Origin of the sequence: Lactococcus cremoris subsp. cremoris NBRC 100676, from assembly GCF_001591705.1 — a bacterium.
Taxonomy (GTDB): Bacteria; Bacillota; Bacilli; order Lactobacillales; family Streptococcaceae; genus Lactococcus; species Lactococcus cremoris.
In genome coordinates this window covers 1-16,163 of record NZ_BCVK01000057.1, presented here as the reverse complement: position 1 = coordinate 16,163, position 16,163 = coordinate 1, and the positions used below count along the sequence as shown (strand labels likewise).

22 protein-coding genes are annotated in these 16,163 nt (G+C 35.6%); 16 read left to right on the top strand and 6 right to left on the bottom strand.

All coding sequences use genetic code 11. From position 1 onward, the window contains the following. Positions 1-101: 101 nt before the first annotated feature. The 5 genes from LLA01S_RS09870 to LLA01S_RS12445 all read right to left on the bottom strand — a co-directional run bounded on the left by LLA01S_RS09870 (position 102) and on the right by LLA01S_RS12445 (position 5,179). The gene (locus LLA01S_RS09870; protein WP_011677065.1) at positions 102-1,283 is read right to left on the bottom strand and encodes a tyrosine-type recombinase/integrase; all 1,182 of its coding nucleotides are present in this window, start codon (positions 1,281-1,283) and stop codon (positions 102-104) included. Positions 1,284-1,931: 648 nt separating this feature from the next. Further along, positions 1,932-3,242 carry a DNA/RNA non-specific endonuclease gene (locus tag LLA01S_RS09865; protein ID WP_011677063.1) on the bottom strand — a complete coding sequence of 437 codons (1,311 nt, stop codon included), beginning with the start codon at positions 3,240-3,242 and terminating at the stop codon, positions 1,932-1,934. 115 nt (positions 3,243-3,357) lie between these two features. Further along, positions 3,358-3,615, bottom strand: coding sequence for a hypothetical protein (locus LLA01S_RS09860; protein ID WP_031286289.1), 258 nt, complete (start codon positions 3,613-3,615; stop codon positions 3,358-3,360). A 286-nt stretch (positions 3,616-3,901) separates the two neighbouring features. Continuing rightward, positions 3,902-4,096, bottom strand: coding sequence for a hypothetical protein (locus LLA01S_RS09855; RefSeq protein WP_011677061.1), 195 nt, complete (start codon positions 4,094-4,096; stop codon positions 3,902-3,904). Between the two features lie 114 nt (positions 4,097-4,210). Beyond that, positions 4,211-5,179, bottom strand: a complete 969-nt coding sequence (locus LLA01S_RS12445) for a helix-turn-helix domain-containing protein (protein WP_061778245.1) — start codon at positions 5,177-5,179, stop codon at positions 4,211-4,213. Positions 5,180-5,332: 153 nt separating this feature from the next. Between LLA01S_RS12445 and LLA01S_RS12440 the strand changes: the two genes are divergently transcribed. From LLA01S_RS12440 to LLA01S_RS09785, 15 genes are all read left to right on the top strand, one after another. Then, complete coding sequence (locus tag LLA01S_RS12440; protein ID WP_155719844.1) at positions 5,333-5,503, top strand: hypothetical protein; 171 nt, start codon at positions 5,333-5,335, stop codon at positions 5,501-5,503. Positions 5,504-5,610: 107 nt separating this feature from the next. Beyond that, complete coding sequence (locus LLA01S_RS09845) at positions 5,611-6,306, top strand: Rha family transcriptional regulator (protein WP_061778244.1); 696 nt, start codon at positions 5,611-5,613, stop codon at positions 6,304-6,306. Between the two features lie 262 nt (positions 6,307-6,568). Next, positions 6,569-6,745 (top strand): CopG family transcriptional regulator, encoded by a 177-nt coding sequence (locus LLA01S_RS12435; protein ID WP_101913874.1) that lies wholly within the window; start codon positions 6,569-6,571, stop codon positions 6,743-6,745. A 224-nt stretch (positions 6,746-6,969) separates the two neighbouring features. Beyond that, positions 6,970-7,152, top strand: coding sequence for a hypothetical protein (locus LLA01S_RS09840; protein WP_126354672.1), 183 nt, complete (start codon positions 6,970-6,972; stop codon positions 7,150-7,152). Between the two features lie 189 nt (positions 7,153-7,341). Next, positions 7,342-7,872, top strand: a complete 531-nt coding sequence (locus LLA01S_RS09835; RefSeq protein ID WP_061778242.1) for a hypothetical protein — start codon at positions 7,342-7,344, stop codon at positions 7,870-7,872. Beyond that, a complete protein-coding gene (locus tag LLA01S_RS09830; RefSeq protein WP_061778241.1) occupies positions 7,869-8,150 on the top strand; it encodes a hypothetical protein in 282 nt (93 codons plus the stop codon). The genes LLA01S_RS09835 and LLA01S_RS09830 overlap by 4 nt, the downstream gene beginning before the upstream one ends. Positions 8,151-8,192: 42 nt before the next feature. After that, on the top strand, positions 8,193-8,432 hold the full coding sequence (locus LLA01S_RS09825; RefSeq protein ID WP_061778240.1) for a hypothetical protein: 240 nt from the start codon (positions 8,193-8,195) through the stop codon (positions 8,430-8,432). After that, positions 8,429-8,683, top strand: a complete 255-nt coding sequence (locus tag LLA01S_RS13605; RefSeq protein ID WP_061778239.1) for a hypothetical protein — start codon at positions 8,429-8,431, stop codon at positions 8,681-8,683. The genes LLA01S_RS09825 and LLA01S_RS13605 overlap by 4 nt, the downstream gene beginning before the upstream one ends. Further along, positions 8,680-9,015: a hypothetical protein gene (locus LLA01S_RS09815; protein WP_061778238.1), complete on the top strand. Its 336-nt coding sequence runs from the start codon at positions 8,680-8,682 to the stop codon at positions 9,013-9,015. The genes LLA01S_RS13605 and LLA01S_RS09815 overlap by 4 nt, the downstream gene beginning before the upstream one ends. After that, positions 9,012-9,806, top strand: a complete 795-nt coding sequence (locus LLA01S_RS09810; RefSeq protein WP_011677049.1) for a bifunctional DNA primase/polymerase — start codon at positions 9,012-9,014, stop codon at positions 9,804-9,806. The genes LLA01S_RS09815 and LLA01S_RS09810 overlap by 4 nt, the downstream gene beginning before the upstream one ends. 10 nt (positions 9,807-9,816) lie before the next feature. Then, positions 9,817-11,445: a DNA primase family protein gene (locus LLA01S_RS09805; RefSeq protein ID WP_011835938.1), complete on the top strand. Its 1,629-nt coding sequence runs from the start codon at positions 9,817-9,819 to the stop codon at positions 11,443-11,445. 216 nt (positions 11,446-11,661) lie between these two features. After that, positions 11,662-12,204, top strand: coding sequence for a hypothetical protein (locus LLA01S_RS09800; protein WP_011677047.1), 543 nt, complete (start codon positions 11,662-11,664; stop codon positions 12,202-12,204). A 132-nt stretch (positions 12,205-12,336) separates the two neighbouring features. Beyond that, on the top strand, positions 12,337-12,780 hold the full coding sequence (locus LLA01S_RS09795; RefSeq protein ID WP_011677046.1) for a terminase small subunit: 444 nt from the start codon (positions 12,337-12,339) through the stop codon (positions 12,778-12,780). Continuing rightward, entirely contained in the window at positions 12,777-13,187 is a 411-nt protein-coding gene (locus tag LLA01S_RS09790) for a RinA family protein (protein ID WP_011677045.1), read from the top strand. Before LLA01S_RS09795 ends, LLA01S_RS09790 begins: the two co-directional genes overlap by 4 nt. 667 nt (positions 13,188-13,854) lie before the next feature. Next, entirely contained in the window at positions 13,855-14,676 is an 822-nt protein-coding gene (locus LLA01S_RS09785) for a putative RNA methyltransferase (protein ID WP_011677044.1), read from the top strand. Positions 14,677-14,705: 29 nt separating this feature from the next. Here the strand turns inward: LLA01S_RS09785 and LLA01S_RS09780 are convergent, their stop codons facing one another. Next, complete coding sequence (locus tag LLA01S_RS09780; protein WP_021037883.1) at positions 14,706-14,987, bottom strand: DUF3270 family protein; 282 nt, start codon at positions 14,985-14,987, stop codon at positions 14,706-14,708. Between the two features lie 219 nt (positions 14,988-15,206). Between LLA01S_RS09780 and LLA01S_RS09775 the strand changes: the two genes are divergently transcribed. Then, a complete protein-coding gene (locus LLA01S_RS09775; protein ID WP_021214164.1) occupies positions 15,207-16,130 on the top strand; it encodes a peptidase U32 family protein in 924 nt (307 codons plus the stop codon). The last annotated feature ends 33 nt before the right edge of the window (positions 16,131-16,163 follow it).

Below are 16,163 nucleotides of genomic sequence, written 5' to 3'. Positions count from 1 at the left end.
TAGAACTATGTTAAAATATAGAGCTTAAATCCTTGATATATAAGGGTTGTAGAGATTATAAACAAAAATTTTAACGCTTTTTACTACGTTCGACCAAAAAATCATAATGCTTTTAAGATACTGCTGAACTTTTCAGCGGTCTCTTTTTCTTTACTTTTGGCAAGGTGGCTATATGTATTCATTGTGATAGCATAATCTGCATGTCCTAATCGTCTTTGTATCTCTTTAGGGTTAACATCGTTGTTCATCAAAAGACTAGCGTGAGTATGACGGAAACCGTGAAAGCCAATGTTAGGTACTCCAGCATTTTTGAAGTGTCTCACTAATTTCTGTCTCTCTATTTCATAAGACCTCATTTTTTGATGATATGAGAAGACTAAAGAGTCATGCAAGGATATAGCACCGTCATTTTGATATTTCCGCCATTCTTTTAAACTTTCAAGAGTGTCGTTATCCAAAAACACAGAACGATTACTCTCTTTTGTCTTTGCGCTATCCTGTATCAAATTGCTTTGTTGAATTAGAGTTTTAGACACACTGAGATAATGGTTGTTAAAATCAATATCAGACCAAGAAAGAGCCATAGCCTCCCCTACACGTAAGCCAGTTGCAAGAAGTAGTTTGTATAAAGTCTTACTCTTTCGATTGTCCGTGCTTGGTTCTAAAGTATCAAGATACAACAAGAATTGTTTTAGCTCCTCATTATCAAAATACTTAATCTTTTTAACTGTCCTTGTCTTTAACTTAGGAGGGAAAACCTTTATAGCTGAATTGTCCTCGATAGCTCCTAATTGCATACCATAATCAAGGATACGTTTTATAAAGTTAAGAAGTAGCTTATAATCCTTACATTTTCCTCGCTCACGCTTACCGTTGATTATTTCGGCTGTATTTGCGTTATTAGCCCATTTATTGACAAGTTCCTGTAATAACATTGGCGTTATCTTAGAGAGCTTATACGAGCCAATAGGAGGTAGTATATAATTACGTAAGTAATTATCAGCAACACTTATACTATTTTCCTTAACTGTCAGCTTATAACTCTCAAACCAACTCAAAGCCAAAGATTCAAAGTTATCAAAAACCACTTTTTCCCTTGCAATTGTAGACCCATTATTGATAAACTTATTTATAGCTTGGCGTGCTTTAATATCACACATTTTTCTACTATTGGCACTTACACTTGTTCGTACTTGCTTACCTGTGAGATTATCCACACCCAAATAAACGTTAGTTCGGTACACCTTTGTACCGTCTTTTTTTATATATTCTTTAATATTCATAATTATTTCTTCCTTTCCATTTTGTACTAATGTCAGGCAAGGCATGTACGAGGATTGAGAAATATTGTTATTAGAGCTTATACGATTAATTAGTTAACTGGTTTATTAGTTTATAGAGTTATTAAATTCTCAACTGATATAGTATTATTTACGGTAACAAGAGTAACAAAGTATTATAAATGTAGTTATATCAATGGTTTATACTGTTACCTTTCTCTATATTAAGAGTAACAGTAAGGTATCAAGAGTAACAAATTGTCTGAGAAAAATTATTAGTTCTTATCTTGATAACTTATTAGAGCTGTAAAAGTACAGAAGTGATATTGATAATCAATATTGATTAGGTCAAAATTATTTCTCTCAAGATAGACTAAAAAATCATTAATTTTATCGTCAAAAACTTTTGCGCTGGTGTAACATGTTATTGTTTTCACTCTCATATACATACTCCTATATTTTCATCAGCTTTTAACGTGGTTCAGGTTTGCACGTATTAGGGTTAAGTAAAAAAGATTCAGTAATTTACTTATGGAATTGGTGGAAAAAGGGGGAATTTGTACAAAAATGTTCATATCCTATTATTGGTTTCAGAAAAAAGTGAAACCAAAAACATATAAATAAAATGAGATTTTGGCGCTTTTTATTTTTCTATGGTCTAGCATATCGATTCCCTCTTTGCGCTGGTTGCGCGATATTAGAGGCTTCTGCTTGTGACATATATTGGTAATTACTAGGATTAGTTACTGAAGAGTAATACTTGTTGCTTTCAGAAACAAACACCATACCAGGAGCTGCGATAGACCACCCGCCCTCAGTTGTGTAGGAGTTATCATTAGCTACTGTTTGAGATGAAGGCTCTGTAACTACTGGGGCTTGTTCTACTGCTTGCGATGAACTTACTTTAGGCGCTTCTGACTGTACTGGTTGAGTTGTTGAAGAGATCGGAGTTCCTGAGGCATAGTCAATTTCTAAGCCCTCTGCACTATTAATAACGATCACTTCTATATTTAGAGTATTATCTGAAGACTTGATATCTACAATTGACCCACGAGGAATAGTTTCATTAGCATTATAAACAGGAGTTGTCTGATAATCTATGGTTGAACTGGTATTTGGATTAGCTTTCCAAAAATTCTCAGCCAATTCTTCTGCATACCTCATTCCTCCATTTTGGTTTGCTCCAACATTTTGACTACGTGTACCAGTAGTGAAATTATATTTAGATGTATAAGAACCCTCTCCTAGCAAGCTATCAGCGATTGAATGACTTCTATTATACAAATAACCGTGGTAAGTTCTTTCTGTTAGTGAGAATGTAATAGCGATTTTGGGGTTGCTTGACGGCCAAGCTGGAGGGTCTAATGGTTGTCCTTGTCTCGAACCTTTTGAATCTTCATATTGTGAGTATGTTAATACTGCGCGTGCTACTCCCGAACGCCCTTTATCATCAGCATTAAAGTTATATTCTCCTGCTTTTATTGCATCAAGCCCTGAAAGTCTTGCTGAACCATTTTCCCAGTAGTAATTACCAGTAGGACCTGCTGACTTGGCGTTAGTGTACTCGTTTAATTTGTTTAAAATATCCGTTGTACTAGCTACAGACGAACTAGCAACTACTTTTTTAGCTACTTTAGAATTGGAAGGGCTTGTGCTACTGCTTTTGCTTACAGATTTCGCAGGCTTAGTGCTTGTGGATATTGAACTGCTAGAAGAACTAGAGGAATAGCTAGATATAGCTGTTTCAGTTTTATTATCCGAATTCGGTCCACTAAATGCTCCAGCATAAACTACAAATCCAAACAATGAAACTAACGCAAGTGGGACAACTCCGACTAACCAAACTTTTCGACCTGTCGTTCTATAATTTATAACTAAACGATAAATGCCATAAAGGCATAAGAAAGGGAACAGTAAAACAGCTAGAACCCAAAACCACCATTTTTTACTTTTATTTTTCATAAATTACTCCTTACCAGTTTTTAGTGACTGGGAACACCTAATTTTTCATTTTCACGCGCCCAAGCGCTTTTTATTTTGCGTTACTAAATTTAGGACTTGCTATAGTATACTGTGTTCATCGCAACACTAAAGAAAGTATTGAGAGAATCGATAAAACGGCAATGAGCCCTATACGTCCTATTTTCATATATTTATTTTCAGGATTTTTCAATACTATTACTACAAAAAGCAATGAAATGAACATTGACGGCATCAAATTAATTTTTAAAAATACCCTTATCATTAGAAGTATTAATAAACCAAATAAGAAAATTATAGTTTTAGCAATTACCTTTTTATTAATTCCTCTTTGTTCGCTATTATTTACTTTCATTTTTATATCCTTTTCTACTTGACAAAAACTAACAAATACAGTTATTTTCAACTGTTTCATTATATCCGTCAACCATTGTTATTCCTTGGCTTTCGCGTGTTTTATAACTTTTGTAGTGTCATCTTTGACGTTACCAGTACTAAATAATACTAAAGGTATGTGCTTATAGTGAATTGCTATAAGCCATTTAACGCAGGCAATTTTCCCTTGGTTACTTTTTGAACCTTTAGCTATGTTAAGAAATGTTAAGGTTCACAGATATATAGACTTTAGCACTATTAAAGTTCTAATCTATTGCTTTTTTCATTTCATGAATAACTCTTCTTAATTTTGGCAAAGGTAATTCCATCAGGTCAGCAAACTGTTCTTGTGGTAGTCTGTAGTGTTCTCCAAACATTTTCTCATACCCAGCTATAATTACAGCCTTTTCCATTCTTTCATCTAAGTGATCAATACTCTTTAAGTAGTCCGATAGTTTCATGTTTCCTCCTTTTTTAACCCACCAACTCAAACCAGCACAGCTCATACAGCAACGCACGAGCCTCGTCATAAGCGTTGTGATGATAGCTGTAAAAGTCTAAGAAGTTGTTGATAACTAATCTTTATTATCAAAATATCCCTCATCAATAAGTCTTTGTCTCTTGCGACCAAAATAACTGTTTTGGTTACTGTTTTGTCTATTATATCTAATACCGTTCAAGGTAAATTTGAGGGCTGTCAATTCATCATTTGTAAGTAACTGACCATCAAGTAATGCACGTACATTTTTATCAGTGATTGAGCGAAAATCAAAGGTTACAGTTTTTCCATCAAGTAGTTCTTTTGATAAATTAGTAGTATTTTCTAAATTAGTGGGAGTGAAAGTTCCGTTAGTATTTCTTAAACTTTCAACTTCCATGAGTAGTTCGCCCTCAGAAATCGAAAGTTCTATAGTTTTATTATCATCACTCATGAGGTTGTCTGTTATATCGGTTAAAATTTGGTTATACCACCACTCAAAAAGTGATTGACGAATAAATGGAAAATCATATAAACTCGTCTCATCCAAATCATAAAGTACCGATTCGCTTAGATTTGTTATACTATCATAGATTGGATTATCATCTAGAGTGTAACGGAAAAAATATATTAACTCATCAAGGACTTTATATTTAAAAGGGGATGAATCAATTTCTTTTCCCCGCTTGAACGGTTCCATTGGTTCGTCTCTTGAATTATCAGAATCTTTGTTAAATATCCACCCAAGCTCACCATATATTCCTTCGAACCGTACACTGATACTAACTTTATCTGGATAGTTAGGTATCTCATAAGCTTTAATGATTGCAGTACCAAGAAATTTATTTAAGTTATCATTTGTTAATATACTGCTTCGGTTTTCTTCGTTTAACGGGGATATTTTAGATATGGCTGTTACTAAATTCATAAAAGTATCGAATGGCGGTACTTTTTTTTCATTCTCTATTTCTGAAAGATATGGTTGATTTATTCCTGCAAGTTTCGCAAGTGTAGTTCCAGTTAAATCAAGCATTAGTCTATACTTTTTTAGTTTTTTTCCTATCATAGAAATTACCTCAATTCTTCTTATTATCTCTTGGAGATATTATAACACAGATTTCTTTTTCTTGACATTAACAAAAATTATCGCTATACTATAATCATATTTTATACATCGCTGAACGATGAATAACGAGCGATAAAAGAAAGGCTCCAAAAAATGAAAAACATTGCACTACGTCAACTTATCAATGATAAACGTCTCAAATTTTATGAAATTGCTCGTGAAATCGGCATTGCTCCAACTACATTTACAATTTGGATGCGTGACGAACTTACTGATGATAAAAAGAAAAAAGTCATGAATGCTATTGATTCTTTGTTAAATTAATTACTAACAAAGTATTTATTTTGATTTTCACAGCCTAAGCATGGCTCTAAACTACTGCCCTAACATGATGACCGCGATGTCTTTAAACGAAGTAGAAACGAGGATAAATGAAAGACTTAGCATTTTTAACCAGTCCTGACATGAGTAAAGCGGAAGTTGTAACTAACCATGTCGTTATTGCTGAATATGCAGGACTTAATAAAATTTCAGTTCGTAAACTGATTGATAACAATAAACAAGACCTTGAAGAGCTAGGGATATTGTCATTTGAAATGACAAAACCTATTAAAGGTTCAACTGGTGGACGTCCAACAAAAATTTATCAACTCAATCGTAACCAAGCTATGTTACTTATTACATGGCTAGACAATACCGAACCAGTTCGAGCTTTTAAACTGGCTCTTGTAAAACGATTTAATGAAATGGAAAAAGAGCTTCAGGCACGAAAGATTGCAAGAGCAGTCGAGAAACCAAAAGGTGTTAATCTTCATCAATCTATTTCAGAATGGGTACACTATCCACGTCATGGCAATACATGGCACACCATTATTAGAAGTTTGCTTGCTACAACTGTAACAGGACTAACTAAAAAGCAGATACAAGCTAGAGATACAGACTGGCGAAAAGAAAAAACGCTCCTAGACCTCTTAAATTCAGAGGAAATGGAACGTTATAAAATGCTTGAAAGTATCGCAATAGCAATGATTGAAGCTGGTTCTGATTATGAACCTATCAAAACAGCAATCAAATCCAAAATGACAACAAAAAAAGCCGTAACTGATCCCCATCAAAACGACTTTTAAACTTAGTAAGGCAAGCTCTTTACGAGTTTTGCTTTACTCCATTCTAACAAAAATTATCAGCAAAATCAAAGCTGATTGAACTTTGACAATTGAATAAGAGTGAACTTCTTGAAAAATGATTTATTTTTAATTTGTGGTGCTATAATTCTTGACATATTTAATTAGTGGTGCTATAATTATATATGTAAGGTTAATCAAGGGTTACAGCTTAGGCAAATGAGTACTGATTGACTTACGAATTTTAGTAAGAAAGGTGCAGGATTTGACTGAGGAAGAAAAAAGACGTGTAGGGCGACCTACCAACGACCCAAAAGAAACAAGGATGTCTGTAAGTTTTAATGCTGAACAGGCAAAACTAATCAGCGATTATTCCCAAGAAAAAGGGATAACTAAAGCTGAAGCAGTACGTCATGGCGTAAACAAATTAAAAGTAAAATAAAAAACTACTAAACTTCTCCCCGACCAAAGTTTGAAGTTAAGTAGTCCGCACCGAGAGTTTCACTCGATAAATAAATTATATCAAGAAGTGAACTCTTTTTCAACACGCATTTTTTAAAGTGCGAGAAATAGAGTTTTTTTGTACCCTAAAATACAAATTAGCTCTAGAAATTCAAAGGTAAAATCATGTTTGAAGAACTAGAAATTCATATCGAAGAAGTTGAGATGTATATACAAAACATCTACAAAGCTGTTAATGATTATGCAAGCGGAACTTATGAAAGTTTCGAGTTAGACGATAAAGGCACTCTCTTTATTACCAAAGGTAACGCACAGGACTTATCAGATTATGTCAGTGATTACCTTATGACCATTGCTAACATTATCGGTGTATCAATAATTGAATAGAATCGGAGCTAAAAATGAATAACACAATAGAGGTAATCTACCCCACTCACGGCACACAATCAGGCGCACAAGTACAGTTTGACCCAAGCACTCATACTTGGACGGTTTGGAACAAACGAGGCTTAGAACGCACGTTTAGAAACGTAACTTCATACGCTAGATACATGACGAAAGGTTAAGGGGTAAAGCATGAAATTTAAAACATTTGAATTAAATGCCTATAAAAGTAGGGCAGGAATAACACTTTCATTCGATAAGAAAGATAGAGTCTTAGGGATAATCACAAGCAAACTTTTTTACCTAGATTCTAAGCACCCTTTAAAACTTAAAATCACTAATAATCAAGCTGAACGCTACCGTATTAAACAGGAAATCAAACAAACAGAATATAAGGGATCTGTTACCGAGGGCGTTATGCAATTAGCTGACATTATCGAGGAAAAAATTATCTTGATGGACTATCACAATGCCAATAAAGAAAATTGGCGGGACTGGATGCGTGTTGTTGTTTACGAGTACCTGTATGACGTAGCGTTTAATCGTGGTATTCGCCATGAAAGACAACGTAGAAAAACCAAGCACAAAGCACTCACAGCCTTTGACGTTATTAGTTCCGAAGATGTTTCAGAGCTTTCTCATGAGTTAGGAATTAGTGAAGATAAACTAACGTACGCAGTTATGGAAGTTATCTCTAAACGTAAAAACGGAGGCAAAAAATGAATGATGACACTTTAATAAACCTTGTTGCCCGTGGCTTAGTTGATAAAGTCATTCATTTATTTAATAAGTATCTTGGTACACAACTCAAAATCAGAAATGAAAAGCGAGTATTACCTTATATCTCTAAAAAGCGTGTTATGGAAGACTTAGATATATCAGACGGAACTCTTGATAATTGGGAAAAGCACGGCTTGAATCGCTATAAACCAAGATACAAAACTTCACTTATTTACTATTTGATTGATGATATATGCAAGTTCATCATCATAGATACATAGCAACTTGTCAGGCAAGGCAAATTTTATTAGAGGATTGAGAAAATGACAAATATTATTAGAGTTTGTCCCTATGTGGCTGGTATTGATAGCGTAGGTATGCGAAGTTTACAAGTCTATCATACAGAACTTACAGACAAGCAGATTGAGAAATTAGACCCATTGAATGCAAACACAGGCACAGTTGATTATTCTTTTAAAGTTCGTAAATATAAGCACGGTATCCGATTTGAGGGCGAAAAAGAGGGCGGAGAAATCAGCTTATTTGATGAGGTAGCGAAATGATTGAACACCACCAAGGCTACACGACTATAAAACGGTACGGACGGAATAGTTTTAGACAAGCAGGTAAACACCCGTTTAAGATGATTAACAATGCACGAGCGGTCAAATACGACCTCATACAGCAGTTTGAGGAGAGTACAGGCATAATCTTACCCAGCGGAGTGAAAAGCAACTTATGCACGCAATCAGTGCCGATTTTAGGTAAGCAACTGGCTATCATGAAATTACAAATAAAGGAAACTAAAAAATGAAATTAAGCGAATTACAGAAAATTGACCAAAACATTATTAAATTTCTTGCTGAACATAGAGGAATTGACCGAGCTGTCAAAGGTAGAAATTTAGCACAAAACCTTAACATTGATTTTCGTACCTTACAAGGTCGCATTGAGTACCTCCATAAGCAAGGTTGCGCCATTGGTTCAATTGATAACGGTTATTTTATCCCAACTAATGAAGACGAGCGCAGAGCTGGCATTATCAAAAAACAACGGACAGGCATTGCGATTAATAATGCAGTCAACGGCTACACCCTTGCAGAACTTGATTGGATTGACCAACTCTTTGAGGAGGTTGACTATTGACACCCAAAGAACAAGCCCTAAACTGTATTAATCGCGGTTTTTCTGTTATCGCTGGTTTTCCTGCTGGAAAAAGCGAAAGGGCAATTATAAAGGGGAGTTCTTCAGGAAGTCTTGACGAAATCACAGTGAGCGCGTGGTTTGATGAAATACCGAACCGCAACATCATGATTAATCTTAGGAATAGCGGTTTGATTTGTATTGACTTAGACCAGCACCAAAACGGACAGAACGGCAGAACTGTATTCAGTCGATTGTGGAATGAACACAGCGAGGGCGAAATATTAAGTACCTATGTCGAGAAGACACCCACAGGCAACGGCTTACACGTTTTCTTTAAAGTTCCGAAAGAGCTATTTAATCAGCCGATTGTCAATGAACTAGCGGACGGCGTGGAGATAAAAACACACTTTACACCCATCTACCCAAGCAAACGCACAGACGGCGATTATATCCCTTTGAATGATACCGAAACCAATAAGCCCTTAACTTTCGATAGTCTTTGCGATTGCCCTGACTGGTTACTTGAAATGATACAACGACCGCAGGCACGCGCAACAACTGGCACAAGTAGCCGAACTTATGGCGCTGAAATGTGGGAGCTATTCAACCAAGGCGCACGAAAAGGCAACCGAAACAATGACACGAACCGTATTCTTCACTACTGGAGAAAAATAGGCATTGATAATAATAGCTGTATGGACTTATTGCGAACCTTTAACAATCGAACCAGTCCGCCCTTACCTGATGACGAGCTGGCAACTATTTGGAAAAGTGTATTCAAGATGAAATAGAAAGGAAGTCATGACAGACCAATTAGATAAACTTGTGGCAGAAACGCCACAGGAAAACGTAAGAAGTCCGAAACCTAAAATAGAGGACTTCACAGATTATGGCCAAGACGGCAAAAAAGTCGTTGATGTCGCAGGTTATCAAGACAGTTTGAAAGACTGGCTAGAACAAGAAAAAGAAATCATTAATAGCCCTGACTATGTCAAAGCAAACACTCAAACGCTTAGAGCGGTTAGAAAGCTATTCTTTGAACACCGTAACTTATTTTTAAGCACACCTAAAGAGGACGGAAAGCCACCGAAATCATTAAGCCCTTTAGAAACAGCAAGAATCATCTATAAGACGCTCAAAGTCATCAAACTAGACCACCAAAGCGGACTGTTAGGCATTTACAATCATGAACTAGGAATATATGAAACAAATGAAAACTTCTTTCATCGGCTCATTTATTGGCTAGAGCCGTCTTATAGTCAAGCACGGTCAAAAGAAGTCTTATTCAAACTTGAAACCTTAGCAGAGGTTAAGCAACAAACCGCAGAAGCTCATCTTATCCCAGTGGCGAACGGTATTTTCAACAAGAAAACGCAACAATTAGAGCCATTTAGCCCTAGTTATGTCTTTACTTCAACGATTGCGACCAAGTACAACGCTAAAGCCAAAGCGCCTAATATTAACGGCTGGAATATAGACGACTGGCTCAATGATTTAATGAGCGGAGATGAAGAGCTTGTCAAATTGTTATGGCAAGTCATTTCAGCAAGTACCAACGGAAACTATTCTTATCGAAAAGGCGTTTGGCTTGTCGGTAAAGGAAATGACGGCAAAGGGACATTTCAGAGCCTTATCATGAACCTTATCGGACGCGAGAACGTGGCAAGTGTCAAAGCTGAACAATTTGCTGAACGGTTCGCCCTTTCTCAAGTCGTTGGTAAAACTTGCATTATTGGAGATGATAGCCAAGTTAGTTACTTAGACAATGCAGGGAACTATTTCAGCGTAGTTACTGGCGACCCAGTACCGATTGAAGCAAAAGGAAAACAACCGACTTTAGCAGTATTTAACAAGCTAGTTATTCAATCGACTAATTTCTTGCCTAAGTTCAGAAACAAGTCGAACGGAACTTATAGACGTTTGCTCATCGTGCCTTTTGAAAAGTCTTTTACCGCAGATAATGACAATTGGAAAATTAAAGATGATTATATTAAACGCAAAGACGTTTTGGAGTACGTGCTTAAAATCGCCTTATCACTTAATTTTGATAAATTTGACGAACCTAAAGCCACAAAGGGGCTGTTAGATGACTTCAAAATCAGCAATGACAATGTACTGGCATTTGTAAATGATATATTTGATGAGTTTGTCAGTGATTTTCTACCGACTACTTTTCTAAGTGCCTTATATCGAGCATGGTGTGAAGATGAGGGTATTAAGCCATTTACTAAGCGAGAGTTTGAAAATAAACTACCTGACCACATTAAAGAAAAATGGATAAAAACAACGCAAAGACCGAATAGCGCAGGTTTTAATAGAGCCATTGATTTACACCGAGCGGAGGAATATGAGCTTTTTAGACGGCTCTTTCATTGGGATGACGACAAACAAAAAAAGGTTGCTAAAGGCTATTTGCGCAAGAAAAAATAAAAAACGTTACTGAAAATCGGTAACGCGTTACTGTTAGAAGTTACAGCTTTAACCCTATGGTTAAGCCGTTTGTAGCACTTTGTTACTATGTTACTGTCAAAACACTTACTAGCTAGAAATTATCACAGGAAAACAAAAACATGAAAAAAGCACGCTGTCCAACAAATTGAATTGTTGACATAAAAAAACTATATATAGAAAATTGGAGAAAATAAAATGAACAACGAAATTACAAAACACTTGAACAAAGCTAAAGCACTATTGATTGAAAAATACAGCGATAGCATTGACGAGCAAGCAAGTCAAGAAGCATTAAAAAACATCAAACAGGATTTTGAAGCTATTGAAATCTATGCAAACGAAAGCGACACAGAACCGCAAGAGTATGAACCACAGGAAACAGTAAAATCAATTATTGAGGAAATGCAAGAGCTGACCTTTGCACCTCATGAAATATCAGGCAATGATACGCAAGTTTTTGCGGACTTGCTGACGGATAGTATCGAGCGTTTAATTAAAGCGCTAGGATTGAATGAAATGAGCCTTTCAGCAGAGAGCGAGAACAAACCGCAAGAGCTTGCACTCAAAGCACAGGTACAAGACTTATACTCGCTTAACGATTCAATGATTACTGATGACCCTAACTATATCCCAAGATATACAGACGGCACAATTATCAAACTGTCTGATTTAGTAGATATGAATGTCAACGCTTTGGATAATATCGCGGAATTAATCGGCTTTGAGTTAGAAGAATAAACAAAAAGAGCCTAGTCAATGACTGGGCTTTTTTAACGTTATGTGGAAATATAAAACTTATAAAACTTATAAAACTTGTCTTTTTACTTTGTTATAATCAAAAGGACATATAAACAGAAACGAGGCAAAACAATGACACCGAAACAACGTAAATTTTGTGATGAATATATAAAAACAGGAAACGCCACGCAGTCGGCTATTAATGCAGGGTATAGCCAAAAAACAGCGAAGTCGATAGGAGCTGAAAACCTGACTAAACCTGACTTAAAAAAATACATTGATAGCAAGTTAAAAGACATTTCAAACAATGCCATAGCAACCGCAGAGGAAACTTTGGCCATATTAACGCAGATAGTCCGCGGAGAGCATACAGAGCAAGCGATAACAGCAGAGGGCGACGTCATAGACAAACGCCCTGATACTAATCAAGTTATTAGGGCGAGTGCTGAAATCTTAAAACGTTACCCACTTGCCCAAGACATTAATATCAAAGGGAGTTTAAAAGTTAGTAACCCTTTTGAGAATCTAACAGAGGAAGAACTTAGAATCTTAGCAAGCAGAGAGGGGGAAGCGTGAAAGATAAAACAGACAGAATTATAAGCGATTATGTCAACGGACGCACACAAGCCAAAATAAAAGCAATTGAGAGCCGTTATCTATACAGGGTAAAACAGGACAACTTAGGAATTAGAACAGCTTATAAAGGAACAGCAGAGCCAGAGGGGAAAACATTAAACAAAGAACGCATGGAAGAAGATAAAGATCTGATAGAATTAAGGCGAACACTTGAACTTTTAGGAACTTTATACAATACTTTAACAGTATCAGAAAAAAGAGTCATAGAGTTAAGATATAAAGGTTATAACGGTTTTACGTGGTATCGTGTCGATATGGAGTTAGAGAGTGCAGGCATAGAAATACCTATCAAGAGAGCTAAAAAAATATACATTGCTTTCAAAGAAGACGTGGCGCGTGTTTTGTAGTCATGGACTGACAGGATAGACAGCACACGAACCCAGCCATTAAGCAAGTAAAAGAGATTATAAACAAAGCCACAGAACAAGCACAGCACGCGCGTGATGTTGATTGAATATAATTTACCGCAAAACATATTAAAAGCTCACAGACAGTAAACTGTGGCTGTCGGTTAGGTATCCCCCCCACTTCTTAAGTATTTCAAAACTTTTAAAAAGAACCGAGTGAGTTTAGCTTTTTCCAAGTGTACAAAGTCCTGAATCTATTTTTTACTTAAGAATCAGGTAGCGACACCAATCATAAGTATTTTATATACTCCAACTCAACTAATCGAAGTCGTGTTTTTTATCAAAAACATGTATAAAAAATAGGTGTAAATATTTTAGAAAAATAGAATAGCTCAACCGTGGGAATCTCACAACATTTTTTTTACGTTCGTCTAAAAAATCAGCAAAATTAAAAGCCGTATATCGTGGATATACAGCCCCTTGCCTGACAAAAATTTGTTCATTTTTTTAACGCTTTTTACTACGTTCGTGTTTTTTTTACGTTTTTTACTACGTTTAAAAACATGTATATTGTGGTCTAATGGGTCGTTTTTTATTGCATAATTGTATAAAACGTGTATTTTATCCTCTATTTGGTTCTAATGGGTAGCTGTGATAAAATAGAACTATGTTAAAAAAAATCGAAAAAGCTTATTTATTTTTAGAGAAGAATTTAGAAGTGCTAAGATGCCCAATTTGTCAGGGAAAATTTCAATTGGAAACCAATGCCTTGAAATGTCAAAATAATCATACCTATAATTTAAATAAGAAAGGTTATGTGAATTTTCTACAAACCAAAGCTGATACAGAACATTACACGCGAAAAATGTTTGAGCCTCGCAGACGTCTGATTCAAGCTGGGATGTATCAACATTTACTGACAGAAATTCAAAAATATTTTGTCAGTGGAAATTTGCTTGATGTTGGGACTGGGGAAGGGTCATTTTTGGAACTCCTTAAGGTAGATGGAGCAAAATTTGCTTTTGATATTGCTAAAGATGGGATTGAAATGGCGACTGAACTAGAGATGGAAAGTTTTTTAAGTTTAGCTGACTTGACTAATCTCCCTTTTGCTGATGAAAGCCTGTCAGTAATTTTGAATATCTTCACTCCGTCAAATTATGCAGAATTTCACCGTGTATTAGCAGAAAGTGGTTTAGTCATCAAAATTATTCCTGATAAAAATTATCTGCGAGAATTGCGTGAAGTTTATCAACTTCCCGTTGATTATAATAATCAGCCAGTTCTTGAACGTTTTAGAGAAGAATTTCCTAATGCCAGTCAAGAAGAAATTGAATACCAATTCGAGATTCCGAAAAATTTGCGTCATGATTTTTTACTGATGAGCCCTTTGGAATGGTCTGTTTCTGATGAAAGAAAAAAATTTGCTAAAGAAAACCCACCAAAAACGGCCACAATTCATGTCCAGATTCTAGTGGGGAGAAAATAAAAAAGCTGTCAATCAGACAGCTTTTATTTTTATTTCATTAATAGTTTAATTGCTTTAGCAATTCCTTTTTTTACAGAAATATAAAGAACAAGCGAAAGAACAAAAGAAACTGGTACAGCAATCCAACTTGTCAACAAACTTACAAGAATATAAGTGATAAAGACGAGAAAAATTGAAAAAACAGCAATATTTGCAAAGAAGTTTAATTCTTCAATTCGTTTATTAACTTGTCTTTGTTCACGTCCTTGAGTTTCGCTATAATCATAATACTCTTGTTTTTCGTAAAAATCTTTGAGGTTTTTTAATTCCATAGTTTTCTAGCACTTTCCGATATTATGTAATTAATTATAGTATAAAAAGCAAAGGTTTACGTTGCTGTAGCTTTAATGAAATTACCCTTTTGTTACTAAATGATCAAAATAAAATTAATCTATAATTTTTAATGAATAAATATACTTTTTACTTATCATTTTTATCAGAGAATGAATTTGAAAAAACCTGAGCGGGAACATTATGATATAATTATCACTATGATTACTATTACTTCTACGGCAGAAAGTTTGGAGCAAGCCAAAGCGTTGCTCGAAGCTGGAGTTGACCGTTTATACATTGGTGAAAAAAATTATGGTTTACGCGTTCCAACTGCGTTGACCAATGAAGAAATTCAAAAAATTACAGAACTTGCACATGAAGCAGGAAAAACAGTGACTGTCGCAGTCAATGCTTTGATGCACACAGAGATGATGGCAAAAATAAAAGAATTTTTAGATTTCTTAGTGGAAATTAAAGCTGACCGAATCGCAGTAGGTGATGCAGGTGTGATTTTTGTTTTACAACGTGACAAATATGAGCTTCCTTTTACTTATGATGCCTCAACCATGGTTGCTTCTGCCCGTCAGGTTAATTTTTGGGCCAATCAAGGAGCGATTGAAGCAGTTCTTGCTCGTGAATTACCAAAAGAAGAACTAGCGGATATGACCGATGAATTAGCTGTACCAGGCGAAATACTGGTTTACGGGGCTACTGTGATTCATCATAGCAAACGTCCTTTGGTACAGAATTATTATAATTTTATCAAGACAGAAGAAAATGGGAAAGATAGAGAACGAAATCTTTTTGTTTCTGAACCTAAGAAAGTCGATACTCATTATTCAATCTTTGAAGACAATCACGGGACCCATATTTTTGCTAATGATGATTTAGATATGATGACTGAACTTTCAGATTTGGTGGCAATGGGCTATGATCATTGGAAATTGGATGGAATTTTTACACGTGGTGAAGATTTTGTTGCTGTAACCAAACTGTTTGTCGAGGCTAAAAACTTGATTGAAAAGGGCGAGTTTACAGAGCTCAAAGCTTTCCAACTTGATGAAGAAATCCGAAAAATACACCCAGCGGGTCGTACTTTATCACATGGTTTCTACGATTTGGACAAAGATGCTATTAAATAAAAAAGGCTGTTATTTACTGACAGCTTTTTTTAC